The 24,431-nt window shown below is 67.8% G+C and carries 16 protein-coding genes and 2 tRNA genes; 14 read left to right on the forward strand and 4 right to left on the reverse strand.

Features of this window, described 5'->3' with window-relative positions; all coding sequences use genetic code 11:
- Positions 1–9 precede the first annotated feature (9 nt).
- The 6 genes from ACI3KT_RS10105 to ACI3KT_RS10130 all read left to right on the forward strand — a co-directional run bounded on the left by ACI3KT_RS10105 (position 10) and on the right by ACI3KT_RS10130 (position 8,968).
- Entirely contained in the window at positions 10–1,824 is a 1,815-nt protein-coding gene (locus ACI3KT_RS10105) for an amidase family protein (RefSeq protein ID WP_404904010.1), read from the forward strand.
- Positions 1,825–1,981: 157 nt separating this feature from the next.
- A complete protein-coding gene (recF, locus tag ACI3KT_RS10110) occupies positions 1,982–3,181 on the forward strand; it encodes a DNA replication/repair protein RecF (RefSeq protein WP_404904012.1) in 1,200 nt (399 codons plus the stop codon).
- Positions 3,178–3,690 carry a DUF721 domain-containing protein gene (locus ACI3KT_RS10115; RefSeq protein ID WP_404904013.1) on the forward strand — a complete coding sequence of 171 codons (513 nt, stop codon included), beginning with the start codon at positions 3,178–3,180 and terminating at the stop codon, positions 3,688–3,690. Before recF ends, ACI3KT_RS10115 begins: the two co-directional genes overlap by 4 nt.
- Before the next feature lie 119 nt (positions 3,691–3,809).
- Positions 3,810–5,879, forward strand: a complete 2,070-nt coding sequence (gene gyrB / locus ACI3KT_RS10120; protein ID WP_404904015.1) for a DNA topoisomerase (ATP-hydrolyzing) subunit B — start codon at positions 3,810–3,812, stop codon at positions 5,877–5,879.
- 120 nt (positions 5,880–5,999) lie between these two features.
- A complete protein-coding gene (gene gyrA, locus ACI3KT_RS10125) occupies positions 6,000–8,567 on the forward strand; it encodes a DNA gyrase subunit A (protein ID WP_404904017.1) in 2,568 nt (855 codons plus the stop codon).
- On the forward strand, positions 8,564–8,968 hold the full coding sequence (locus ACI3KT_RS10130; protein ID WP_130495163.1) for a DUF3566 domain-containing protein: 405 nt from the start codon (positions 8,564–8,566) through the stop codon (positions 8,966–8,968). Before gyrA ends, ACI3KT_RS10130 begins: the two co-directional genes overlap by 4 nt.
- Positions 8,969–9,018: 50 nt before the next feature.
- On the opposite strand, the gene ACI3KT_RS10135 is transcribed toward ACI3KT_RS10130, so the two are convergent.
- Positions 9,019–9,729 (reverse strand): VIT family protein, encoded by a 711-nt coding sequence (locus tag ACI3KT_RS10135; protein ID WP_292910483.1) that lies wholly within the window; start codon positions 9,727–9,729, stop codon positions 9,019–9,021.
- Positions 9,730–9,845: 116 nt separating this feature from the next.
- Here ACI3KT_RS10135 and ACI3KT_RS10140 point away from each other — a divergent pair, with 116 nt between their 5' ends.
- The 6 genes from ACI3KT_RS10140 (at position 9,846) to ACI3KT_RS10165 (ending at position 13,466) form a co-directional block, all read left to right on the forward strand.
- The gene (locus ACI3KT_RS10140; RefSeq protein WP_404904019.1) at positions 9,846–11,111 is read left to right on the forward strand and encodes a histidine kinase; all 1,266 of its coding nucleotides are present in this window, start codon (positions 9,846–9,848) and stop codon (positions 11,109–11,111) included.
- Complete coding sequence (locus tag ACI3KT_RS10145; protein ID WP_292910487.1) at positions 11,099–11,788, forward strand: response regulator transcription factor; 690 nt, start codon at positions 11,099–11,101, stop codon at positions 11,786–11,788. Before ACI3KT_RS10140 ends, ACI3KT_RS10145 begins: the two co-directional genes overlap by 13 nt.
- Positions 11,785–12,600: a DUF4097 family beta strand repeat-containing protein gene (locus ACI3KT_RS10150; RefSeq protein ID WP_307293206.1), complete on the forward strand. Its 816-nt coding sequence runs from the start codon at positions 11,785–11,787 to the stop codon at positions 12,598–12,600. Before ACI3KT_RS10145 ends, ACI3KT_RS10150 begins: the two co-directional genes overlap by 4 nt.
- Positions 12,601–12,696: 96 nt before the next feature.
- Positions 12,697–12,773 (forward strand) — tRNA-Ile (locus tag ACI3KT_RS10155).
- Positions 12,774–12,796: 23 nt separating this feature from the next.
- A tRNA-Ala gene (locus ACI3KT_RS10160) sits at positions 12,797–12,869 on the forward strand.
- Between the two features lie 63 nt (positions 12,870–12,932).
- The gene (locus tag ACI3KT_RS10165; RefSeq protein WP_404904021.1) at positions 12,933–13,466 is read left to right on the forward strand and encodes a putative immunity protein; all 534 of its coding nucleotides are present in this window, start codon (positions 12,933–12,935) and stop codon (positions 13,464–13,466) included.
- 147 nt (positions 13,467–13,613) lie between these two features.
- Here the strand turns inward: ACI3KT_RS10165 and ACI3KT_RS10170 are convergent, their stop codons facing one another.
- Together ACI3KT_RS10170 and ACI3KT_RS10175 are read right to left on the reverse strand one after the other, a co-directional pair.
- A complete protein-coding gene (locus ACI3KT_RS10170) occupies positions 13,614–14,018 on the reverse strand; it encodes an Imm70 family immunity protein (protein WP_404904022.1) in 405 nt (134 codons plus the stop codon).
- Between the two features lie 166 nt (positions 14,019–14,184).
- Complete coding sequence (locus ACI3KT_RS10175; protein WP_404904024.1) at positions 14,185–15,009, reverse strand: helix-turn-helix transcriptional regulator; 825 nt, start codon at positions 15,007–15,009, stop codon at positions 14,185–14,187.
- 112 nt (positions 15,010–15,121) lie between these two features.
- Here ACI3KT_RS10175 and ilvD point away from each other — a divergent pair, with 112 nt between their 5' ends.
- Positions 15,122–17,026, forward strand: coding sequence for a dihydroxy-acid dehydratase (ilvD, locus tag ACI3KT_RS10180; RefSeq protein WP_404904026.1), 1,905 nt, complete (start codon positions 15,122–15,124; stop codon positions 17,024–17,026).
- Between the two features lie 122 nt (positions 17,027–17,148).
- On the opposite strand, the gene ACI3KT_RS10185 is transcribed toward ilvD, so the two are convergent.
- Positions 17,149–18,156, reverse strand: a complete 1,008-nt coding sequence (locus ACI3KT_RS10185) for a LacI family DNA-binding transcriptional regulator (protein ID WP_404904028.1) — start codon at positions 18,154–18,156, stop codon at positions 17,149–17,151.
- 187 nt (positions 18,157–18,343) lie between these two features.
- Here ACI3KT_RS10185 and ACI3KT_RS10190 point away from each other — a divergent pair, with 187 nt between their 5' ends.
- Positions 18,344–24,361 carry a GH92 family glycosyl hydrolase gene (locus ACI3KT_RS10190; protein ID WP_404904030.1) on the forward strand — a complete coding sequence of 2,006 codons (6,018 nt, stop codon included), beginning with the start codon at positions 18,344–18,346 and terminating at the stop codon, positions 24,359–24,361.
- Positions 24,362–24,431: the final 70 nt, after the last annotated feature.

Here is a 24,431-nt window from a genome sequence, read left to right on the forward strand (position 1 = left end):
GACAAGAACGTGAAGAGCACTTTCATCCGCATCGGCGCCATGACGACGGTCGTCGCGGGCGTCGCAGCCCTGACGTCCTCCTTCGCAGGGGCCGCGAGCGCGGCGACCAGCGATGCGGGTCCGATACTGGCCCCCTATTACACGCAGCTCGACGTCACCGGCGACCAGCAGGTGACCGTCGATGATCTGTCGATCGCGGCAGCCGCACTCGGAATCACCGAGACCTCGCCCCAGTGGAGTGCGCTCTCGGCGCTCGACACCGATGCTGACGGTGTGCTCACGGTCGTCGACCTCACGGACCTGTCGCATCGGATCATCTACGACGACGGACCGTTCGAGCTGGTCGAAGCCACCGTCGTCGACATGCAGGCCGCTATGAACGCCGGCGTGACGACGTCGGCGAGCATCACGCAGAAGTACCTCGACCGCATCGCCGCCTATGACCGCACAGTCATGGGCGGCGGGAGCAGACCGTTGAACTCGGTGATCACCGTGAACGAGCACGCGCTCGATGCGGCGGCCGAGGCCGATGCGATCCGCGCCCGCGACGGCATGACGAGCATGCTGCTGGGAGTGCCCATAGCGCTGAAGGACAACTACGACACCGCGGACATGGTCACCACGGGCGGCTGCGGATGCTGGAACGAGAACCAGACCGCGACGGACGCGTCGATGGTCACCGGCCTCCGTGCCGACGGAGCGGTGATCCTCGCCAAGACGAGCCTCGACGAGTTCGCATACGGGTTCGTCTCGGAGTTCTCGTCGTTCCAGGCGCCCGGTTCCTCGCTGCTGGTCGCCAGCCCCTACGACACCACGCGCACCGCAGGCGGGTCGAGCGGTGGAACCGGCGCGGCGATCTCGGCGAACCTCGCCGGTATCGGCTTCGGCACCGACACCGGTGGGTCCATCCGCGTCCCCTCGTCGTACAACCAGCTCGTCGGCGTGCGCCCGACCGTCGGACTCGCCAGTCGCGACGGGATCATCCCGCTCGCGCTGTCGCAGGACACCGGCGGCCCGATGGCCCGATCGGTGCTCGATGCCGCCGTGGCGTTGGATGCCGTCGTGGGCATCGACGGGGCCGATCCGGTGACGTCTCGACAGGACGGAAAGGTGCCTGCGTCGTACACCGCGTACCTCGACCCGTCGGCACTGGCCGGCGCGCGCATCGGATACGTCCCGTCGATGATCGGCTCGAACGCGGGGACCGTCCGTCTCTTCGACCAGTCGGTCGCTGCCCTGACCGCTCAGGGTGCGACGGTCGTGCCGGTCACCCCGCCGACCGGGTTCGCGGCCGTTCTCGGCGAGGGCTCGGGTTCGACGAACGAGTTCCTGCACGATCTCAACGGATACATCGAGACGCACCTGGGCCCCGACGTGCAGGCGCGGACGCTCACCGACATCCTGGCCACGGGCAACTACGTGACCTCTCGACAGTCCGTGTACGAGGCGCGCAACGCCGTCACCGACGTGACGTACGAGGCCTGGGCGGGAGAGAGCGGGAGTCACACGCTGCAGCTGGCCGCGGGCAAGGACCTGGTGACGCAGATGATGGACGACCTCGATCTCGACGCGTTGATCTATCCGAGCACCAACGCGTACGGCACGCAGGGGACGAACATGCGCCTCAGCCCGAATACGGGGATGCCGGCTGTCACCGTCCCGATGGGGCAGACCGCGGCCGGCGAGACGGCTCCGGGGAGCGGAGTGAACCTGGAGTTCCTCGGACGGGACTTCGCTGAGGGTCCTCTGCTCGGTCTCGCCTACGCGTTCGAGCAGGCGACGAACGCGCGCACGACTCCGGGGTTGTACGGTCCGCTGCCCTGATCGTCGCCGACGGCGGTCGTTCGAGATCTCTCGGGCGACCGCCGATCGGCACGGGAGGCCGTCGCCGTGATTCGCGCGCGAGAACAGCGGGAACCACGAGCTCGTCGGCCGATTCAGCGGCGACCCGTTGTCAGACCCGAAAGGTAGGCTGACTCCCGTGATTGTGGAGCACCTGAGTCTGGTCGATTTCCGCAATTACGCGACCGCTGAACTCGCTCTGCACAAGGGCCCCAACGTGCTCGTCGGCCGCAACGGTCAGGGCAAGACCAATCTCGCCGAAGCGGTCGTCTTCCTCGCGACTCTCGGGTCGCACCGGGTCTCGTCCGACGCCCCGATGGTGCGCGACGGCCAGGAGTTCGCGATCATCCGCGCTCGCCTGTCGCACGGCGAGCGCAAGGTCCTCGCCGAGGTGCAGCTGAACCGCCAGGGATCCAACAAGGCGCGCATCAACGGATCCCCCTCGAAGACGAACGAACTCCCCAGGTACGCGCACGTCGTCCTGTTCGCTCCGGAAGACCTGCAGATCGTGCGCGGCGATCCCTCCTCCCGACGGCGATTCTCCGACCAGATGCTCGTGCAGCGCACGCCTCGGATGTCAGCCGTGCTCGCCGACTACGACCGCGTCCTCAAGCAGCGCACCGCTCTTCTGAAGTCGGCGCGCGCCCGCGGCGTGCGCGGCGAGGGCCTGAGCACGCTCGACGTATGGGACGACAAGCTCGTCGCGCTGGGTTCCGAGATCATCGCCGCACGGCTGAAGCTCGCGGCCGATCTCCAGCAGCCGGTCGCGGCGGCCTACGCCGCCATCGCCGGCGAAGACCATCGACCGCAGCTCGAATGGGCTCTCTCGGTGCGCGGCGGCGACCCGGAGGAGGGGACGGATGCCGCTGCCACCGAATCCACGGGCGACATCTCCGACATGTTCCGCGCCTCCCTCGCGGCGAAGCGCACACAGGAGCTCGAGCGCGGGCTCACCCTCACCGGACCCCACCGCGACGACCTGATCATGCGGGTACGCGGACTTCCGGTGAAGGGCTACGCCTCGCACGGAGAATCCTGGTCCATCGCGCTCGCTCTGCGTCTGGCATCGGCCGAGCTGCTCCGCAACGAGTCGCCGGCCGGCGATCCGGTGCTCATCCTCGACGACGTCTTCGCCGAGCTCGACGCCGACCGCCGGCAGCGACTCGCCGCGCTCACCGCCGATTACGAGCAGGTGGTGGTGACCGCCGCCGTGGAGGAGGATATCCCCGAGATCCTGCATCGTCACGTGGTGCGGATCAGCGCGGGAACCATCAGCGACGAGAGAGGCCCTTCGACGAGCTCAGGGACCCAGGCGGATGACCGGAAGGACGAAGGATGACCGACATCGCAGACGGCGTCGCGGCCGCGGCATCCGACACCCCCGAGACCGTCGCGACCTATCTGCGTCTACGCGGTCTGCAGCCCAGTTCGAAGAACTGGAAGCGCAAGCGCCGCATCTCGACCGACGACGACAACGCTCCCTTCACCCCGGGGCGCGATCCCGGCTCGCTCGGCGCCGTTCTCGACAAGCTCACGAGGGACTCGGGCTGGCAGGCGGCCCTGGCCCGTGAGAACGTGGTGCTGCAGTGGGACGAGCTCGCCGGCGCCGACACCGCGAAGCACTCCGAACCGGTGTCGCTCGAGCGCGGTCTGCTCACGGTGAAGTGCGATTCGACGGCGTGGGCGAAGAACCTGCAGTACATGCGCGCGACGATCCTCACCGAGATCGGCCGACGCTATCCGGATGCCGGTGTGGAGAACCTCCGCTTCATCGGACCGGACGTCCCCTCGTGGAAATGGGGCCCCAGAGTCGTTCCAGGGCGGGGTCCGCGCGATACCTACGGGTAGGAGACCAGTTATGGGGTCTGAATCGCTCAGAAGGCCACACACGGCGTTCTAGCCGACATTTGCTCATGAAAGCCCGCTAGAATGGGAGTTCGTGATATCGATGTGGAGACTGCCCTCTGATGACGCCTGAATCCCCTGAAGAGACGGAGCCTTCGACCGGCTCAGGGACCCCGACACCATCGAACACCCCCGCACCCCGGGTCCAGCAGCCGGGTGAATACGGCGCCGACTCCATCCAGATCCTCGAGGGTCTCGAAGCGGTCCGCAAGCGCCCGGGTATGTACATCGGCTCCACCGGCCCCCGGGGTCTCCACCACCTCGTGTACGAGATCGTCGACAACTCGGTCGACGAGGCTCTCGCCGGCTACGCCGACACGATCTTCGTGACCATGCTCGCCGACGGCGGTGTCCGGGTCATCGACAACGGTCGAGGCATCCCCGTCGATCCGCACTCCTCGGACCCGACCAAGTCCACGGTCGAGGTCGTGCTGACGATCCTGCACGCCGGCGGAAAGTTCGGCGGCGGCGCGTACGCCGTCTCCGGCGGTCTGCACGGCGTCGGCTCCTCGGTCGTGAACGCTCTCTCGACGCGCTTCGACGTCGAGGTCAAGCAGAAGGGCTTCGTGTGGCGGCACAGCTTCGCGAACGGCGGAGTCCCGCAGCAGCAGCTCGAAAAGGGAGAGCCGACCGACGCGACCGGAACGACAATCACGTTCTGGCCGGACCCCGAGATCTTCCAGGAGACGGTCGAGTTCGACTACGACACGCTCCGCACCCGTTTCCAGCAGATGGCCTTCCTCAACAAGGGTCTGCGCATCGAGCTGACCGATGAGCGCGAAGCATCCGCCTACGAGGTCGAGGTCGACGGTCAGACCGTCGCCAAGCAGCCGAACGACGTGTTCTTCTACGAGCGCGGCCTGGTCGACTACGTCGAGTACCTGAACAAGGTGCGTCACGCAGAGGTCGTCAACGAGGAGATCATCGCCTTCGAATCCGAGGACACCGAGCGCAAGATCTCGCTCGAGGTCGCGATGCAGTGGACCACCTCGTACACCGAGAACGTGTTCACCTATGCCAACACGATCAACACGCACGAGGGCGGCACGCACGAAGAAGGTTTCCGTGCGGCGCTGACCACCCTCGTGAACAAGTACGCCAGGGCGAACAACATCATCAAGGAGAAGGACGACAACCTCTCCGGCGACGACGTGCGCGAAGGACTGACGGCGGTCATCTCCATCAAGCTCGGGGAGCCGCAGTTCGAGGGCCAGACCAAGACGAAGCTCGGCAACACCGAGGCGAAGGCCTTCGTGCAGAAGGTGGTCGGCGATCAGCTGGGCGACTGGTTCGAGCGCAACCCCTCGCAGGCCAAGAACGTCATCCGCAAGGCGATCGACGCCGCGACCGCACGCCTCGCCGCCCGCAAGGCGCGCGAGACCGCGCGACGCAAGAGCGTGTTCGAGTCGGCGGCCATGCCCGACAAGCTCAAGGACTGCACGAGCAAGGACCCCTCGATCAGCGAGATCTTCCTCGTCGAGGGAGACTCGGCAGGCGGTTCGGCCGTGCAGGGTCGCGACCCGCACACGCAGGCGATCCTGGCGCTGCGCGGCAAGATCCTCAACGTCGAGCGTGCGCGTCTCGACAAGGCACTGGGCAACAAAGAGGTCCAGGCGATGATCCAGGCCTTCGGCACGGGCATCGGCGAGGACTTCGACATCGAGAAGGCCCGCTATCACAAGATCGTGCTGATGGCGGATGCCGACGTCGACGGTCAGCACATCACGACCCTCCTGCTCACGTTGCTGTTCCGCTACATGCGAGGACTCATCGAGGCGGGCTTCGTCTACCTCGCGATGCCTCCGCTGTATCGCCTGAAGTGGTCGAACTCCGCTCACGAGTACGTCTTCAGCGACGCCGAGCGCGACGCCCTGCTGAAGCACGGTCTCGACAACGGCAAGCGCATCCCGAAGGATGCCGGCATCCAGCGCTACAAGGGTCTCGGCGAGATGAACCCGAAGGAGCTGTGGGAGACCACGATGGATCACTCCACTCGTACCCTTCAGCAGATCACCATCGAGGATGCCGCGGCCGCCGACGAGATCTTCAGCGTGCTGATGGGTGAGGACGTCGAGTCGCGGCGCAGCTTCATCCAGCGCAACGCCAAGGACGTCCGCTTCCTCGACATCTGACATGCGTTTCGTCTCGCTCCGCTCGCTCAACGACCCGTGCTCTTCCCCGGTCGTCGAGCGAGGAGCGCAGCGACGAGACGAAACGCCTCACGATGACTCTTCCAGACGAGAGATGAACACATGACTGACGACATCCGCCCCGAGCCGGAACACGACCACGGCAAGATCGACCAGGTCGACCTGCAGTCGGAGATGCAGCGCAGCTATCTCGACTACGCGATGGCCGTGATCGTGGGCCGCGCGCTCCCTGACGTGCGCGACGGACTCAAGCCGGTGCACCGCCGAGTGATCTACGGCATGTACGACGGCGGATTCCGCCCCGACAAGTCGTTCTCGAAGTGCGCCCGCGTCGTCGGCGAGGTCATGGGTCAGTATCACCCGCACGGCGACTCGGCGATCTATGACGCCCTCGTCCGGCTGGTGCAGCCGTGGTCGCTGAGGTATCCGTTGGCGCTCGGGCAGGGCAACTTCGGCTCTCCCGGCAACATGGGCGCCGCAGCCCCCCGATACACCGAGACCAAGATGGCCCCGCTCGCGCTCGAGATGGTGCGCGACATCGAAGAGGACACGGTCGACTTCACCGACAACTACGACGGTCAGACCCAGGAGCCGACGGTCCTCCCCGCCCGCTTCCCGAACCTGCTCGTCAACGGATCCGTCGGCATCGCGGTCGGCATGGCGACCAACATCCCCCCGCACAACCTGCGCGAGGTCTCGGCCGCCGCTCTCTGGGCGCTGGACAACCCCGGCCTCTCCCGCGAAGAGCTTCTCGACGGACTGATCCAGCGCGTTCCCGGTCCCGACTTCCCGACCGGCGCGCAGATCCTCGGCACCAAGGGCATCCACGAGGCGTACCGCACGGGTCGCGGCTCGATCACGATGCGTGCTGTCGTCAACGTCGAGGAGATCCAGGGTCGCACCTGCCTCGTCATCACCGAGCTGCCGTACCAGGTGAACCCCGACAACGTGGCGGTGAAGATCGGCGACCTCGCCCGTGACGGCAAGATCACCGGCATCGCCGACATCCGCGACGAGTCCTCCGACCGCACCGGTCAGCGCCTCGTCGTCGTCCTCAAGAGGGATGCCGTCGCCAAGGTCGTGCTGAACAATCTCTACAAGCACACCCAGCTGCAGGAGAACTTCGGCGCGAACATGCTCGCGATCGTCGACGGCGTGCCGCGCACGCTCGCGATCGATGGATTCATCACGCACTGGATCACCCACCAGCTCGAGGTCATCGTCCGTCGTACTCGTTTCCGCCTTGCGAAGGCCGAGGCGCGCATGCACATCCTGCGTGCGTATCTGAAGGCGCTCGACGCGCTCGACGAGGTCATCGCCCTCATCCGCCGCTCGCCCACGGTCGACGAGGCGCGCAGCGGATTGAAGGCCCTGCTCGACATCGACGACGACCAGGCCGATGCGATCCTCTCTATGCAGTTGCGCCGCCTCGCGGCACTGGAGCGTCAGAAGATCCTCGACGAGGCCGAGGAGCTCGAAACCCTCATCGCCCAGTACAACGCGATCCTCGCCGACGAGGCGCTCCAGCGCGACATCATCCGCGAGGAGCTCACCGGAATCGTCGACCGCTTCGGCGACGAGCGCCGCACGCACATCCTGCACGGCTTCGACGGCGACGTCTCTATGGAAGACCTCATCGCCGAGGAGGAGATGGTCGTCACCGTCACGCGTGACGGCTACATCAAGCGCACGCGCAGCGACAACTACCGGTCGCAGCACCGCGGCGGCAAGGGTGTAAAGGGCGCACAGCTGCGCGCGGATGACATCGTCGAGCACTTCTTCGTGACGACGACGCACCACTGGCTGCTGTTCTTCACCGACAAGGGCCGCGTCTACCGGTCGAAGACCTACGAGGTCCCCGAGTCCGGTCGCGACGCGAAGGGCACGCACGTCGCGAACCTCCTCGCGCTGCAGCCGGGTGAGAAGATCGCGCAGATCCTCGACATCCGCGACTACGAGGTCGCCGACTACCTCGTGCTCGCGACGCGCGACGGACTCGTGAAGAAGACGAGCCTGTCGAGCTACGACACGAACCGTCAGGGCGGCGTGATCGCGATCCGCCTGAACGACGAGGACGAGCTCGTCTCGGCGCTCATGGTGAACGCCGAAGACGACATCCTCCTGATCAGCCGCCGAGGCATGTCGGTGCGCTTCAGTGCGACCGACGGGGCGCTGCGCCCGATGGGCCGGGCCACCGCCGGCGTCAAGGGCATGAAGTTCCGCGACGGCGACAGCCTGCTCTCGGCCTCCGTCGCCGCCCCCGGTCAGTACGTGTTCATCGTGACCGATGGCGGCTACGCGAAGCGCACCGCGATCGACGAATACCGCGTCCAGGGACGCGGCGGATTCGGCATCAAGGTGGCCAAGCTGAACGACGATCGAGGCACTCTCGCGGGCGGTCTGATGGTCGCCGAAGACGACGAGGTCCTTGTGGTTCTGTCCAGCGGCAAGGTGGTACGCTCTGCCGTGGCCGAGGTGCCCGCCAAGGGCCGCGACACCATGGGTGTCGTGTTCGCTCGGACCACAGAAGCAGACCGCATCCTCGCCATCGCCCGCAACGGCGAGCGGGGACTCGGCGAAGACGAGGCGGAGGCGGACGAAGAATCCGCAACCACAAACACGGAAGATTCGGATGAATCATCCAACCCTGGAGAGGGCCAAGACGCATGAGCACAGTAGCCGACAAGCTGGCGAAGAAGTCCACGCGCAAGACCAGCGGCAAGCAGGTTCGCCTGCGCCTGGTCTACGTCGACTTCTGGTCGGCCGTGAAGCTCTCCTTCCTGGGTGCCGTCGCACTCGCGATCGTCACGATGGTGTCGTTCTTCCTGATCTACATGGTTCTGCAGGCCACGGGCATCATCGCCCAGGCCGACGACTTCGTCGCGCAGTTCACGGACAACAGCATCCGCCTCACCGAGGTGGCAGGTCTTCCGCAGGTCATGGCGTTCGCCGCCGTGGTGTCGATCCTCAACCTGATCGTCTTCACGGTGCTCGGCGCCGTGGTCGCGGGCATCTACAACCTGGCGGTCAAAGTCACAGGCGGCTTGCTCGTCGGCTTCATGTCGAACTGACCTTCAGCTCACGAGAAAGGCGGATGCTCCGGCATCCGCCTTTCTCGTTCTCACACGATGCCGGTGGTGCCGAGCAGCGTGCCGATCAGCCACGTCGCGGCGAGGGCGAGCCCGCCGCCGATGACGAGTCTGATCGCGGCGCGCGCCGGTCGCGATCCGCCGATCCGGGCGCTCACCGCCCCCGTGACGGCCAGAGCGATCAGCACGGCGGCGAAGGTGATCGGCACACGGACGGACGCCGGGGGCAGCAGGATCGCGAGCAGGGGGAGCAGCGCCCCGAGTGTGAAGGCGATCGCGGATGACATCGCCGCATGCCAGGGATTGACCAGGTCGTCCTGGTCGATGCCGAGCTCGACCTCGAGATGGGCCGCGAGCGCGTCGTGCGCGGTGAGCTCTTCGGCGACCCTGCGTGCGGTGTCCTCACTGAGACCGCGGTCTCGATACAGACCTGTGAGCTCGGCGAGCTCGGCATCGGGCATCGTCCGCAGCTCCTCGCGCTCTTTCGCGATCAGTGCCCTTTCGCTGTCGCGTTGGCTGCTCACCGAGACGTACTCGCCGAGTGCCATCGAGATCGCTCCGCCGACGAGCCCGGCGAGGCCGGCCGTCAGCAACGCCGCGTTGTCGGTCGTCGCGCCGGCGACGCCGACCACGAGAGACGCCACCGAGACGATCCCGTCGTTCGCGCCGAGCACGCCGGCCCGCAGCCAGTTCAGGCGCTGGCCGAGTCCGCCTTCGTGCGCCTCGCCCTCATGAGTGGTCATGGTGACAGTGAACCAGAAGCCTGCGGGGCCGGGGCCGTCGGCGGTAGGGAAAACCCGAAGCGCACTGTCCGGGTGCCTCCGTGTCGCGCGCTTCCGCACCGCCGTACCTTGGGACTATGACCACACAGACTGCGACCCCACGGGACACGGGCTCGGCGAGACCGCCGCTGCGGATCGTCCTGACGATCCTTCATCTCGGCGCACTCGGTGTCCTGGGCGCCGCGATCCTCGGAACCCTCTCGGGCCTGTTCGGCGCCGGCCTCGGACTCCTCTTCGTCTTCGGCGTCGGCATCTTCCTGCTCATCGGGTTCGTGTACGCGCTGTTCGGCCTCGGCTGGTTCGAGGTCGAGAGGATCGCAGCTCTCTACAAAGTGCCGATCGCGCCGCTCCGGCGACGCCGCAGCGTCCACACCGGCTTCGCCGGGTGGATCCGCTCGATCGGGCGGCAGGTGATCGACGGACGCATGTGGCGGGCGCTGGCGAACTTCGCGCTCGCGTGCATCGCCGGTGGACTCGTGCTGCGCCTCGTCTGGGGAGTGGTGTGGTCGGCGATGATCTCGTTCGCACCCCTCACCGGCGACGGCGTGGTGGCAGGGCCCTTCGGCAACGTGATCGAGGCGTCGTGGGCGCCTCTGGTCGGCATCCTCGGTGTTCTCGCGTCCGCCGCGGGCATCGTCGGGCTGGCCCTGTTGCATCGGGTGCTGTCGCTCGCGATCGTCGCCCAGAGCCGCGAAGCCGAGCTCACCGAGCGCGTGCGCACCACCACCGCCCAGCGCGAAGGCGCGGTACGGGCGGCCGATGTCGAGCGCACCCGCATCGAGCGCGACCTGCATGACGGCGTGCAGCCTCGGCTGGTATCGGTCGGCATGACGCTCGGGCTCGCGCATCAGAAGATCGACGACGACCCGGCGGCGGCCAAGGAGCTGATCTCCGAGGCGCACACGTCGACCAAGGCGGCGATCACCGAGCTCAGGCAGCTCGCCCGCGGCATCCACGCCTCGGTTCTCGACGACCGTGGTCTCGACGCCGCACTCTCGGCGCTGGCCAGCCGATCGCACATACCGGTGAGCCTCGACGTCCGGATGGACGGACGCTGCAGCCGCGAGGCCGAGGCGGCCGTGTACTTCGCGATCGCCGAGTCGCTCACCAACGCGGCCAAGCACTCGCGAGCCAGCGAGGCCAGGGTCATCGTGCGACTCCGCGAGGGCAACGTCCTCTGGGCGCGCGTCGAAGACAACGGCATGGGCGGCGCGCAGGTGCAGCCGGGCGGAGGTCTCGACGGCATCTCGAACCGCATCCTCGCGGCCGGCGGAACGTTCCGCCTCGACAGCCCCTTCGGTGGCCCGACCAGTCTCGAGGTGAACGTGCCATGCGCATCCTGATCTGCGAGGACTCGGTCCTTCTGCGCGAAGGGCTGGTGCGTCTTCTCGAAGACGCCGGCCATCAGGTGGTCGCCGCCCTTCCCGACATCGAAGGCCTGACGGAGGCGGTGGCGGATGCAGCGCCCGAGCTCTGCATCCTCGATGTCAGACTCCCGCCCACGTTCACCGACGAGGGGATCCGCGCCGCCCTCGGACTGCGCCAGACGAACCCTCAGCTGCCGCTGCTCGTGCTGTCGCAGTACGTCGAGGAGCGCTACGCCTCCGATCTCATCGCCGCCCAGGGCGGGCCGCTCGGGTACCTGCTCAAAGACCGGGTCGCCGATGTCACCGAGTTCCTCGAATCGGTGAACCGCATCTCTGAAGGGGCGACCGTGCTCGATCCCGAGGTCGTGGCGCAGCTGCTCATGCGGCGCCATCGCGACGATCGGATGCTGCGCCTCACCGAGCGCGAGCGCACCGTGCTCGCACTGATCGCCGAGGGCAAGTCGAATCAGGCGATCGCCGCGCTGCTCTTCCTCTCCGAGGCGAGCATCGAGAAGCACATCACATCCATCTTCCAGAAGCTGGGCCTCGAGCAGGACGAATCGGGAAACCGCCGCGTGCTCGCCGCTCTCGCTCACATCGAGAATCTCGGCGGCGCGACGCCGCCGGCCGGTCAGACAGGAGCCGCACGATGAGCATCAGCACTCCCCCGCCCGCCCGCACCGCCGGGCAGCCGTGGATCACCATCACCCTCGCCGTCTTCGGCGGCCTCGCTCTGGCGGGAGCCGGCGCGACGGCCGCGGTCGCGGCGTCGGCGGACCTCGATCGCACCGACGTGGTGCAGCGGATCGACGTCGACGGCGTCGAGAGCCTCGATCTCGACGCCAGCGCGAGCGACGTGCGGGTCGAGTTCGGCGACGTCGACGAGGCGGAGCTGTCGGTCAAGGGTGGTCGAGGCGGCGCGTGGACCATCGAGAGAGATGGCGACGAGCTTCTCGTCCGCAGCCCTGATTCGGGGTTCGGCTGGTGGTTCGGGCGTTGGTTCGACGACGACCGCACGGCCGTGCTGACGCTGCCGACCGAGCTCGAAGGACTCGACGCGAGCTTCAGGCTCAACGCGGGCGGGCTCGACATCACCGGTTCGTACGGCGAGCTCGACCTCGAACTCGCCGCGGGCGATCTGAACGTCGACGGATCCGCACGGTCGCTCGAGGCCGACGTCAGCGCGGGAGGCGCCGATCTGCTCCTCGACGGCGTGGACGAGGCCGATCTCTCGGTGGCGGCCGGCGACCTCTCCGTCGAGCTGACCGGTTCGGCGCCGAGTCGTGTGACGATCACCGCGAACGCCGGTTCGGCCGATCTCACCCTGCCCGACACCGGGTATCACGTCACCCAGAGCGTGAGCGCCGGCGAGCTCGACAACAGGCTCGAGCAGTCGTCGGACTCGCGGAACTCGATCGAGGTGACCCTCTCCGCGGGGACGGTCACACTGCGTCCGGGCAGTTGATCGAGAAGCGGATGCCGGGCGGCGGTGCCCGGCATCCGCTGTTCCTTGCCCCGATTGGGATTCTGGCTGATCTTCGGGTAAAGTCTTTGAGGTTGCGGGGCTATAGCTCAGGCGGTTAGAGCGCTTCACTGATAATGAAGAGGTCCCAGGTTCAAGTCCTGGTAGCCCCACCATCAAACTCAAGAAATCCCGTTACGGGGCCTTAGCTCAGTTGGTAGAGCGCCTGCTTTGCAAGCAGGATGTCAGGAGTTCGAATCTCCTAGGCTCCACAGAGATCCGAAGAGGGCCCGAGCGTATGCACGGGCCCTCTTGGCGTATGCGAGGGTGGAGGCATGGCATCTCCGCAGGCGCTCAGCGAGCCGGATCGACGGATCGTCGCTCTGTGGGCGGCTGACTGCGCAGAGCGGGTGCTGCCTCTGTTCGAAGCCGAGGCGCCGGATGACGACAGGGCGCGAGACGGCATCGATCGCGCCCGAGCGTTCGGGCGGGGCGAACTCGATACGGCCGGGGAGATCCGCAGACGGTTCGTCGCCGGCCGCTCGGCTCATTCGGCGACATCACCCGCGGCAGTCGCCGCCGCGCGTTCGGCCGGGCAGGCATCAGGTGTGGCGCACATGGGCGCGCACGCTCTGGGCGCCGCCGCCTACGCCGCCAAGGCCGCCTCCCTCGCGGCGGTCGATCACGACGCTGCCCACCGCGACGAGGTCGGCTGGCAGCTGGGTCACATGAGCGACGAGGTCCGTGCCGCGCTGGCACGCCTTCCGCTGCTGGGAACGGACTCGGCTGGCCCCCTGGGCGCGGGACTGCTGGCATCCGGAGCGCTCGGGGCCACCATTCGGGAGATCCAGGCGGAGCTGCGGAGTTGACGTATGGGCCCATCGACTCCGCACGGGAGTCGGTGAGCCACGGCATCCGTCCGTGATCCGCGCGCATGATTCGAAGGAGTTCTCTCGTTCTGAAGGAGGAATCTCGCCGAACTCTCCTCCCGATCGTGTGTTCTCCTTCGGAACGTGTCAGCCGATCGACACTGCTCGGCCCAGCCGGATGCCGGTGTCGAGAGCCGTCTGGATCACGTCGAGCAACTGTCGTCCGTCGGACGTGACGAAGTAGTTCGAGAGGTCCGTGATGCTCGCTGCGATGTCGTCGCCCCACGGTGGCGCGGCGGCCGGGTCGTCGAGGTCCCAGATGAGGGCGGATGGCGGAAGCAGACTCAGCTGCTCGCGAATGCCAGAGAGCTCACCCCTGGCCGCATCCAGATGACTGACGTCGAGTTCGCCGTGCTGATACAGATCGCCGAGGCGCGGGAAACGGCGTCCGCGCGCGCCGTCCTCCAGCCGACCGGTGACGGTGTCGAAGAACGCGCCGAGGAAAGCGCCCGTTCCGATCGGATACGCGATGGGACCGACTCGAAGGCTCACGCCCATTCACCTACTCCCTCCGCCACGATCGAAAACCACTCTACGACCGCGCACGATCCGAAGGACTTCGCACGTTCGGGAGGAGAGATCACGCCGAATCCTCCTCCCGAACCTGAGTTCTCCTCCGGAACGGGGGCAAGCGCGCCGACCAGTGCGCAAGCCCGGGTTAACCCCGCCTCGCGAACCTCTTCCGCGTCTCGGCATCCGCGGTGTACACCACGAGCTGCACGTCGGTCTGGTCTGAGGGCCGCATCTGATGGTGCTCGAACACGAGCCTGCCCAGGGTCGGATGCTGGAACACCCGCTCGCGCGACTCGAAACCGCCGACCCCGTGACTCTCCCAGCGCTCTCGGAACTCGCCGCTCGCGTCCATCAGCCGCCCGACCAGGTCGCGGTAGCGGGTGTCGCCCAGCCGGGGCCCGACCTCGGCTCGGAACTCGGCCAGGAAACGACGGCTCGTGTCATCCCAGTCGTCGAGCAGCGACCGCACCGCGGGATCGGTGAAGATCAGCCACAGCAGATTGCGATCCTCGGGGTCGACGGTGGCGACGTTCGGGTACAGCGCCTCGTACGCCGCGTTCCACCCGGCGATCCCCCAGTCCGGCGCCAGGGCGTATGCGGGATGCTCGTCGAGCGCGTCGAGGAAGCGCTGCACGTGCGCGGGTGCCGTGGCGACGGCGGAATGCGTGCCGGGCCGGGACGGCGCGAAGCCCGCGAGCGTCAGCGCGTAGTCATGCTCGGCGACCGTCAACCGCAGCGCGGTGGCGACGGCATCCAGCACCTGTCTCGACGGGTTGATGTCGCGCCCCTGCTCCAGCCAGGTGTACCAGGTGACGCTGACCCCCGAGAGGTATGAGATCTCCTCGCGGCGGAGGCCCGCAGCGCGACCCCGACCGGCGGGCGGCAGCCCGAACGACGCGCGGTCCAGCGTCGACCGCCGGGCGCGCAGGAACGCGCCGAGCTCCTTGCGCTGCTGCTCGTCCGTCGTCACATCACAAACCCTTCGTCGTCAACAAACCCTTCATCATCAACAAACCTAGTGCTCTCACTACTAGTATCAGCGCCGTCTTCCGGCGACGCACCTGAGCGACCAGGGTGGAAGAATGCCCACCCCTCTTCGCTCCCGCACCGTCACGCACGGCCGCAACGCCGCCGGCGCCCGCGCCCTGTTCCGCGCCGCCGGTGTGAACGCCGCCGACTTCGGCAAGCCCATGATCGCCGTCGCGAACAGCTTCACCGAGTTCGTGCCCGGCCACACGCACCTGCAGCCCGTCGGGCGCATCGTCTCCGACGCGATCTCGGCCGCAGGCGGCATCCCGCGCGAGTTCAACACGATCGCGGTCGACGACGGCATCGCGATGGGACACGGGGGGATGCTCTACTCCCTCCCCTCGCGCGACCTGATCGCCGACTCGGTCGAGTACATGGTCAATGCGCACCAGGCCGACGCGCTCGTGTGCATCTCGAACTGCGACAAGATCACCCCGGGCATGCTCATGGCCGCGCTGCGACTGAACATCCCCACGGTCTTCGTCTCGGGCGGTCCGATGGAGTCCGGCCGCGCCACGCTCGTCGACGGCTCGGTCCGCACGCTCGACCTCGTCGACGCGATCTCCGAGGCGGCCAACGACACGGTGTCGGACGCCGACATCAAGCGCATCGAGGAGAACGCCTGCCCGACGTGCGGCTCGTGCTCGGGCATGTTCACCGCGAACTCGATGAACTGCCTGGTCGAGGCGCTCGGCCTCGCCCTGCCGGGCAACGGCTCGGTGCTCGCGACCCACACCGCACGCCGCGCGCTCTACGAGAAGGCCGGCGAGGTCGCCGTGCAGATCACCAAGGCGTTCTACGACGAGGACGACGCCTCGGTGCTCCCTCGCGCGGTCGCGAGTCCGGCGGCCTTCGCGAATGCCATGGCCCTCGACATCGCGATGGGCGGCTCGACCAACACGATCCTGCATCTGCTCGCCGCCGCGCACGAGGCAGGCATCGACTTCGGTCTCGACGAGATCGACGAGATCTCGCGGCGAGTGCCGTGCCTCGCAAAGATCGCGCCGAACCCAGCCTACGGCCGCATGTACTACATGGAAGACGTGCACCGCGCCGGCGGCATCCCCGCCGTCCTCGGCGAACTGCGCCGCGGCGGACTGCTCGACGAGAACGTCAGCACGATCCACTCCGAGTCGTTCGCCGCCTGGCTGGACGACTGGGACATCCGCGGTGGCAAGGTCACCGACACCGCCAAGGACCTCTGGTACGCCGCACCCGCCGGCGTGCGCTCGTCGAGCGCCTTCTCGCAGTCCGAGCGCTGGGCTGCGCTCGACGAAGACGCCGAGAGCGGATGCATCCGCGATATCGCGCACGCCTACTCGGTCGACGGCGGTCTCGCCGTGCTGCGCGGCAACATCGCGGTAGACGGCGCCGTCGTGAAGACCGCGGGCGTCGACCCGTCGATCCTCGTGTTCTCCGGACCCGCCGTGGTCTGCGAGTCGCAGGAGGAGGCCGTCGCGAAGATCCTCGGCAAGAAGGTGCAGCCCGGCGATGTCGTCGTCATCCGCTACGAGGGCCCCAAGGGCGGACCGGGGATGCAGGAGATGCTGCACCCGACATCGTTCCTCAAGGGACGCGGACTCGGCAAGGTCTGCGCGCTCATCACCGACGGGCGCTTCTCGGGTGGAACGTCGGGCCTGTCGATCGGCCACGTCTCGCCCGAAGCGGCGAGCGGCGGCGTGATCGCGCTCGTCGAAGACGGCGACATCATCGACATCGACATCCCGACCCGCGGGCTGAGCCTGCGCGTCGACGACTCCGTGCTCGAAGAGCGCCGTGCGCGCCTGCTCGATAACGGCGGCTACCGTCCCGTCGATCGGCAGCGCCCGGTCTCCCTGGCGCTGCGCGCCTACGCCGCGATGGCGACCTCGGCCGACCGGGGCGCCGTGCGCGACGTCGAGGCCGTGGAGCGTGCGCTGCGGGAGCAGGAGATCCGTCAGGCGGGTGCGCTGGTCTGACGCCGCACCTCCGGTAGGAAACGTCGGACTCTCGAGCCGACACGCCGTGATGCGGATGCCGCGGGCCGACGTGTCGGCGATGATCTCCGACTTTTCGCGCGGTGACCCGTCGCGAGCGCTGTTCAGGCGCCCCGCTCGACCAGCCGCATCGGGATCGTCACGTTCTCGAACTCGCGCGTGCGGTCTCCCAATCGGGCGACCGCGAGGCGTGCGGCTTGCCGGCCCAGGGCCTCGACGTCTCCGGTGACGACGGTGATGCCGAGGACCTGCGCCCACTCGGGATCGTCGAAACCGAGTACGGCAGGGCCATCGGAAGCCGGCGTTCCGGAGAGCTCCTCCATGACGCCGAGCAGGATGCGGTTGTTTCCTGCCACGATCGCGGTGGGCGGATGCTCGAGCGAGAGCAGTTCGCGCACACGAGCACGCGATGAGGCGACGTCGTGTGCGTCGGTGCGCAGCAGACCGCGCCAGTCGGAGCCGGAAGCGTCGAGCACATCGCCCATTCCGGCCATGCGCTCGCGGAAGGTGGGCAGCCATGCGTAGTCGCCGATGAACGCGATGTGCGTGTGCCCGGCATCGATCAGGTGCTGCGCAGCGAGGCGCCCGCCGTCGCGGTTGTCGAACACCACCGAATCGGCAGCGAGGTCGTCGGCGGGTCGATCGACGAAGACGACGGGGATGCCGCGGGCCTGCAGAGCCGCGTAGTCATGATGCTCGGGCATCGCGGAGACCGTGATGACGGCCTTCGTCTGCCGGTCGGCGAGGTCGAGCGCGACGCGGCGCTCCTGCTCGGCGGACTCGCGCGAGTTCGTCACCGACAGGTGCATGCCATGCGTGCGGATCTCGTCTTCGATGGCCTGGGCGAGCGCGGAGTAGAACGGGTTGGTGAAGTCGCCTGTGATCAGGCCGATCGAGTCGGCCAGTCGTCCTGAGGCGAGCAGGCTGGCGGCCGAGTTGCGCTGATAGTCCAACTCGCGGGCCGCCTCGAGCACGGCGCTGAGCGTCTTCTCGCTGACGTACGACTCGCCTCCCAATGCTCGGGATGCCGTCTTCAGGCTGACCCCGGCGCGGGCGGCGACCTGTGCGAGGGTCGGCCGCGCGGGCTGTGGCGCGGCATCCGTTGTCGTCATCGTTCCCCCAGTCGGCCATCGGCGTCTCTCTGATTATCGCGGTGGATGCGCAGATCGCGTCTTCCGTGTGCCGCGTGAGCTGTGGTAGCGTCCTCATTATATGACAGCGCTGTCATGATGGACAGCGCGGCGGTGGACAGCAGGTCGACCGCAGACGACACACCGCAGTGGAGTTCAAGGAGCAACCATGACCGTTCCATCCCCGAGGAACGCACGACTCGGCCGACGTGGCTGGGCGGCCGGAGGCATCGCCCTGGCAGTGACCCTCGCGACCCTGACGCCGCTGCAGGCGACGGCCGCAGGAACCACGTCCTTCCGATCGTCTTTCGAGACCACGGATGCCGCGCCCGCCCTCGTCGGCACCGGCGCCGCCGTCAACGTCACTGGCGAACGCTTCACTCCCGGCAGCGTGCTCGGACAGGTGTCGGCAGTGACCGCATCCGCCCAGAACACTCCGAACGAGGTCGCGGCCAACGTGGCCGACGGCAATGCGGGCACCAAGTGGCTCGCGTTCCAGAACACCGGCTGGGTGCAGTACCAGCTGAGCACTCCGCAGCCGATGGTGCGCTACACGCTCACGTCCGGAGGCGACGCGCAGGATCGCGACCCCAAGGACTTCCGGGTGCAGGGCTCGAACGACGGCACCGAGTGGACCACGGTCGACCAGCGCAGCGGCGAGCTGTTCACGGGCCGTGGCGAGACCCGCAGCTTCACCCTCGCGACGCCGAGCCCGGCGTACACGTACTACCGCCTCGACGTGCAGGCCGTGCGCGACCCCAGCAAGAACATCATCCAGCTCGCCGACTGGGAGCCGATCGCCGTCGACACCGCCACGCCTCCCCCCAGCGACCTGTACCTCGCCACCGGATCCGGTCCCGCCAGCTCCGACACCGCCAAGACCGGAGTCGGCTTCACCGGCGTGAAGGCCCTGCAGTACACGGGGCGCAACCTCGATGCAGGCCCCGCCTCGTCGACCACCGCGCTGTACAGCGACGTCGACATCGCGGTCGAGGACGACACCGCCCTCTCGTACGCGGTCTTCCCCGTGCTCGACGGAGAGCAGACGTACGCGGCCACGTTCGTCGCGGTCGACCTGCGGTTCACCGACGGAACGACGCTGTCCACGAGCGGCGCCGTCGACACCTACGGCTACGCGGCGAACGCGAAGGCCAAGGGGCAGTCGAACAGCCTGTGGCCGAACCAGTGGAACAAGGTGACCGTCGACCTCGGCCAGTTCGCCGGACGCACGGTCGACGACATACTCTTCACCTACGACCACCCCGGCGCCGGTGTGCACGCGGTCGAAGCTCCCACCGCAGCGACCGCCTTCACCGGCTGGATCGACGACATCAAGATCGCCGAGGTCGCCGCGCGTGACACCTCAGCCGGACTCGTGTCGTACGTCGACACCCGCCGCGGCACGAACTCCACCGGCGGCTTCTCGCGCGGCAACAACTTCCCCGCGGTGGCCTGGCCCAACGGCTTCAACTTCATCACTCCGATGACCAATGCCGACAATGCGGGCACGCTCTACCAGTACCAGCGCGCCAACAACGCGCAGAACCTGCCGACCTTGAACGGCATCGGCATCTCGCACGAGCCGAGCATCTGGATGGGCGACCGCAACTCGCTCGCCGTGATGCCCGCTGCCAACGGCAATCCCACGTCGTCGCTGAACGACCGCAAGCTCACGTTCAGCCATGACAACGAGACTGCCCGCCCCGACATCTACAGCGTCGACTTCGACAACGGCATCCAGACCGACGTGACCGCCACCGACCACGGGGCAATCTACCGCTTCGAGTTCACCGGCGCTGCGAGCTCCGTCGTCATCGATCAGCTCGTGAACTCCTCGAAGCTCAGCGTGAACGGCGACACCGTGACCGGCTGGGTCGACGGCGGCTCCGGCTGGCCGGGGCGCACCCGCATGTTCGTGTACGGCACCTTCGACCGTCAACCCACGGCTGCCGGGGCCACGACCAACGGCGACCGCAACGGCACCGCCCGCTACGCGGCGTTCGACACCGCGACCGACCGCACGGTCGAACTGCGCCTGTCGACGTCGTTCATCTCGCAGGACCAGGCGCGCCACAACTTCGATCTCGAGCTGGCCGGAGTCTCCTTCGAGCAGGCGCACACCGCCGTGCAGGAGGCATGGAACGACCGCCTGGGCGTCGTGCACGACGTCAAGGGGGCTACCGACACCCAGCTGGTGAACCTCTACTCCAGCCTGTACCGGCTGAACCTCTACCCGAACTCGCAGTTCGAGAACACGGGCAGCGCGGCGAGCCCGGACTACAAGTACGCGAGTCCGGTCTCTCCCACGGCCGGATCGGCCACCGACACCCAGACCAACGCCAAGATCGTCGACGGCAAGATCTACGTGAACAACGGCTTCTGGGACACGTACCGCACCGCATGGCCGCTGTACTCGCTGCTGTACCCCGACGTGACGGAAGAACTCGTCGACGGTTTCGTGCAGCAGTACCGTGACGGCGGCTGGGTGGCACGGTGGTCTTCGCCGGGCTACGCCGACCTCATGACCGGCACCAGCTCGGACGTCGCGTTCGCCGAGGCCTACCTCGCAGGTGCCCTCGACACCGGCACCGCACTCGAGGCTTACGACGCCGCAGTGAAGAACGCCACGGTGCGACCGCCGTCGAACGACGTCGGCCGCAAGGGCATCGCGCAGTCGATCTTCCTCGGATACACCGAGGCGAGCACGCACGAGAGCGCTTCCTGGGGCCTCGAGGGTTTCATCAACGACTTCGGCATCGCCGAGATGGCGAAGGCCCTCTCCGAGGACCCGCAGACACCCGCATCCCGTGTCGAGCAGCTGAAGGAGGAGGCGACCTACTTCGAGGCGCGCGCCGAGCACTACTCCGAGATGTTCAACCCCGAGGCCGGCACGTTCACGTCGCGCAACGCCGACGGCACCTGGACGTCCGGCGCGGACTTCGACAAGAAGGCCTGGGGCGGTGCCTTCACCGAGGCCAGCGCCTGGACGTTCGGGTACCACGCCCCTCACGATGTCGACGGCCTCGCCGCGCTCTACGGCGGCCGCCAGGGGCTCCTCGACAATCTGCACGATTTCCTCACGACCCGTGAGAAGGCCGACTACTCCGGCATCCACGAGGCACGCGAGGCGCGCGACGTGCGCCTCGGGATGCTGGGCATGTCGAATCAGATCTCGCACCACATCCCCTATGTGCTCGCCGAAGCCGGCGATCCCTCGGGTGCGCAGGCCCTGATCCGCGACATCCAGGACCGCCTCTTCGTGGGCTCCGACATCGGCCAGGGCTATCCGGGCGACGAGGACAACGGCGAGTTCTCGGCCTGGTACGTCTTCTCGGCGCTCGGCTTCTACCCGATGGAGGTCGGATCCGGGAACTACACAGTCGGCACCCCGCTGTTCGACAGCGCGACCCTGTCGATCGGCGACACGGACCTCGTGATCAACGCCCCCGGTGCGTCAGAGGGCGCAGACTACGTCGCCGGCGTCAGCATCAACGGCCAGGCGATCGCCGACACCACGTTCGACGGAGACCTCGTCCGCGGCGGCGGGACGCTCGACTTCACGATGAGCGCGACGCCCTCGGCCTGGGGTGCGAAGGACCTGGGCGAGCAGCTCGAGGCCCCGACCGCCCTGGTCGACGCGACCAAGGCCGGATACGGCACGACCGCGGCATCCGACGGCACACCTGTCGGATCACTCGTCGACGACAACATGAACTCGACGGTCTCCTTCACGGGCACGACGGCCGAGCTGGTCTGGACATCCCAGTCCGGTCCGGTGTCGGTGGGCCAATACACGCTCACGGATGCCTCGAAGAGCGGCGCCCCGTCGAACTGGACGCTCTCCGGCTCGGCCGACGGCACGACCTGGACCGAGCTCGACTCGCGTCAGGGCGAGATCTTCGCGTGGGACTCGCAGACCCGGCCGTTCACAGCCCACGGCACTGGCGGGTTCACCCGCTTCAAACTGTCGCTGTCGACCGAGGGCGACGCGCTCTCCCTCGCCGAGATCGAGCTGTTCGCGAAGTCGGCAGGATCGGGCGCGCTTTCGATCACCCCTGCTGCAGAGCAGCGGGTGGCGGTGGACACCCCGTTCACGGGCGCGCTCGCGACGATCATCGGCCAGGAGACGGATGCCGCCGGCTACAACGTCACTGTCGACTACGGAGACGGCTCCCCCGTCACCGACGCGACGCTGACCCGCGATGCGCTGGGCGGCTGGAAGGTCAGCTCCCCGCACACCTTCACCGCCCCCGGCACGTACACCGCGACGATCGTGGCGACCGACTCGACGAGTGAGACGGCATCCGCCGCGGCATCCATCGCCGTCTACCGCGACGAGACCCTCGTCGGCAGCTTCAACACGGTGTGCATCGGCGATCTCGGCGTGACCGCGGCGAACTGCGACGATCAGGGCTACGGATACTTCCGTGACAAGCTCGCCGCCGACGGATTCGTCCAGGGCCAGACCCTGACCATCCCGGGCACCTCGCTGACCTATGACCTGCCGGCCGTGGCTCCCGGTGCGCCGGACAACATCACCGGCGAGGGTCAGACCGTGAAGATCGACCTGGGCACGGAGGCGACGCAGATCGCCTTCGTCGGCACCGCGACCGAGAAGGCACGTCAGCCTGAGGCCGTGCTGCACTTCACCGACGGCACCACCCAGACCGTGCAGATCTCGTTCGGCGACTGGGTCGGAGCATCCGGCAGCCCCGCGTTCGGCAACTCGGTGGTCGCGGTCTCCGAGGGCCGACTGTCCGGCACCGCCGCAGAGTCGAGTGCGAAGAACACTGCGATCTACGCGACTGCTCCGATCACGCTGGACCTGGACGCGAATGGCGTTCCGAAGATCGTCGAATCGCTGACCATGCCGGAGGAGCCCGGAACGCTGCGGGACGGACGCGTGCACGTGTTCGCGATCGCATCCGACGGCGACCGTGCCGCGCAGGCCCCGCTCGCGGTGACGGCGCTGACGGTGGCCGATCAGGTCGCCGGCACGGCGTTCGACGCCGCGCTGGCCACCGTGGCGGGCGGCGCGGGCGATGTCTCCGCGATCATCAACTGGGGCGACGGCACGCCGGTCTCGGCTGTCGACGTCGCATCCGGCAGCGTCACGGGCTCGCACACGTACACGGCGGCGGGAACCTACGCGGTGACCGTCACGGCGGATGACGGCGTGAAGTCGGCTCAGGCCGGGCTGCAGATCGTGGTGACGGCTCCTGAGCCGGTCTACGATCCGAAGATCACGGTCGAGCCCGGCACGGTCGAACCCGGTGACACCGTTCACGTGTCTGGCACCGGATTCGCCCCCGGCGAGAACGTCTCGGTTCGCATCGACGATGAGGAGCCGGTGGTCGCGAAGGCGCTGGACGACGGCACAGTGAGCGCCGACGTCACCGTGCCGGCTGATGCCGTAGACGGCGTGCATCCGGTGATCGCACTCGGAGACGAGTCGAACATCGAAGCGCGGGCCGATGTGCAGGTCGAGACGCCGAAGCCGGCCGAGAAGACCACCGTGTCGCTCTCGACCACCGCGACCGACCCGGTCGTCGGCGAGTCGATCCCGCTCACAGCGACCGTGACGCCGACCGCAGCGGCTGGTCAGGTGGAGTTCCTCGACGGAGACACCGTGGTCGGATCGGCGACGGTGTCGGCCGGCACCGCGACCGCCGATGTGAACATCACCAGGCCGGGCACGTATCACTTCGTTGCGCGGTTCACGCCCTCGGACCCGACGTCGTACCTCGGTTCGACGTCGCAGAAGCTGAAGGTCAAGGTGCGCAACATCCCGGCAGGGCACAGCGAGATCGTGCCCGGTGCGCGGAGCGTGGTCCAGGGTGCGCCGTTCGAGATCACCGGACGTGGTTTCGCTCCGGGTGAGAAGGTCTCGATCGTGCTGCACTCGGACCCGATCCACCTCACGGATGCGATCGCCGATGAGAACGGCGCGTTCCGGATCACGGCGACCATCCCGGCGAACGCTCCGACCGGGGCGCACAGGCTCGTTGCCACTGGTGCGGACAGCGGGCTCACGGCCGAGAGCGCGCTCGAGGTGACGACGGCATCCTCCGCCGGCGGCGGACTCGCCGGGACCGGAGGCGCGGTGCCGTACACCCTGATCGGACTGGTGCTGGTGCTGCTCGGGGCCGGCGGAGTGCTCCTCGTCCGTCGCCGCCGACAGGTCTGAGGCTCTGCTCTGACCGCGCATCGCCCCTCCCGCTCCCGGAAGGGGCGATGCCGCGTCCGGCGTCGGTCTG

Source organism: Microbacterium sp. ZW T6_19 (assembly GCF_044987465.1).
GTDB lineage: Bacteria > Actinomycetota > Actinomycetes > Actinomycetales > Microbacteriaceae > Microbacterium > Microbacterium natoriense_A.